Genomic DNA, 1767 nt, shown 5'->3' with positions numbered 1-1767 from the left:
CCACCCAATGCCAGTGCAATTTCAGATGCATCACCACAATAGCAATCATAATCAGCCCGCTCCACAGATGCAAATCTTTCCAGCCGTGGCGGGTCAGCCAGAACAGGGTGGCGTGATAATACGGGTTGCGCCCTCCCTGATAACCACCGGATGGCAATACCAGCCACATCACCAGACCGGACAGATTAACCAGAAAAAAGACCACAAACAACAAGCTGTCTAGAGAGAAATTAATCCGGGCCTGACGGGCCAGTTTTTTGAAAAAACGTCCACCCACACATGAAATCCATTGCCAGTGCAGTATCAGATGAGCCGCCACTCCGGCAAGCAGTCCCAGCCCAACCCATGTATGAAGGCTAATCCAACTGTGGCGGGTCACCCCCAGAAACACAAAATCTTCGCCGCCCCGTCCATGGGGGAGCACCAACCATACTAGTAGGCCGGTGATAGCAGTTACCAGAAATATGGTAAAAATTGTTACATCGAACCAGAAGTTGAATTTGGTTTTACCGAACATAATGTTACCTCCAAGGTAGAGGCATAAGACAGATTCTAATTTCGAATCGTTGGGGGCGTTGAATGAAAATAATTCGTGGTTTGAATTTCTTTCTCATTGAACGTAACGCCCCCAAGAAGTTACGTCGGTAAAGTTAAAGATTATTGACCAGCGCGCCGACCCTGACCATTACCCTGACCGTTACCGCGCCCATTGCCGCCTCTTTCTATCGCCCTGTTGATAATGGCATCATAGACGTCCTGGCTGAGATATTGAGGCTGGTAGCTCTCTCCCGTCTGCTGTTCCAGCGTTGAAACGAAGGCGCGCAGGTGGTTGCGAGACCCTTTCATCAGGCTTTCATAGACTAATTGGATGTCAGCTTTATCGGTTTGCCCCAGACGCTCTTCCAGGTCCAGAATGTCAATTTCCTCAATAGCTCCCCCAACACGCAGGGCGTCTGCCAGGGACGCGCTACTCTGGTCAATCAACTGGTCGTATAATGCCTGCAAATCAGGGTTGGTAAAGGCCCCCACATCATTACCCGCCGCCGGGTCGTCCAGACCATATCGCTCAATCAGCGACAGGACGGCGTCCATATGGGTTTGCTCGCTGTTGGCAATGTTCTGAAAAACGGGTAATTCCCATCTTTTGTAGAGCGTCAGATAGACATCGCGGGCCAGTTTTTCTTCCTCTCGCATATAGAGAATGCCTTCACTCTCAACCTCGCTCAACGCGCTCATCGAAATCGGGGCAGGAGTCTGGTTCAGGCTGGCTTGATCAATATTGACGCTTGTATCAATATCTACGGCATCGATGCTATCTGCACCGCCGTCCGCCTGAGTTATCGGTTGCGCGGCTGTGGTTTCTGTTGTAGCGCATGCGGACAATCCAACGATGGTCAACAATGCCACAGTCAATAATCCCATTATTATAGTGCTCATTTGCGTTTTCATTTTTCGTCTCCATCTTGGCTAAAAATTATTTGTCATTTATGTTTGACACTTTGGAGTATAACTGAAAAATACGTGGAGTTTGTGGAGAAAATGTGAAAATCATGTGAAGAATACGATGGAGACAATACAATTTGACCGGCAAACAGTGGGGCTATTTTGCAATGGCGTGAATCGCTGCAAAACAGCCCCATTGTTTAAATGAGCAACGACTATTGCCCACGCAGCCAGGGAGGTCCCATACCATCTTCACCCGTCATACCGGGCCGGGAGGGTTGGGCGACGGCGGGCGCGGTTGGCTCCCAGGCCCGGATAAAGCTG

Annotated in this window: 2 protein-coding genes; both read right to left on the bottom strand. The window is 49.9% G+C overall.

Annotation, left to right across the window (positions count from 1 at the left end; genetic code table 11):
- Window positions 1-517: DUF4405 domain-containing protein (locus tag D6694_13670; GenBank protein ID RMH36675.1), on the bottom strand; the 517-nt coding region annotated here is incomplete at its 3' end.
- 140 nt (window positions 518-657) lie between these two features.
- On the bottom strand, window positions 658-1422 hold the full coding sequence (locus D6694_13665; GenBank protein RMH36674.1) for a DUF2202 domain-containing protein: 765 nt from the start codon (window positions 1420-1422) through the stop codon (window positions 658-660).
- Window positions 1423-1767 lie beyond the last annotated feature (345 nt).

Source organism: Gammaproteobacteria bacterium (assembly GCA_003696665.1).
Classification (GTDB): domain Bacteria; phylum Pseudomonadota; class Gammaproteobacteria; order Enterobacterales.
Note: the sequence above shows the minus strand (reverse complement) of the source record. Positions and strands in the feature narration are given on the sequence as shown.

Coding starts and splice junctions, on each gene's coding strand:
- D6694_13665 (RMH36674.1), bottom strand. CDS start 1,422: ATGGGATTATTGACTGTGGCATTGTTGACCATCGTTGGATTGTCCGCA.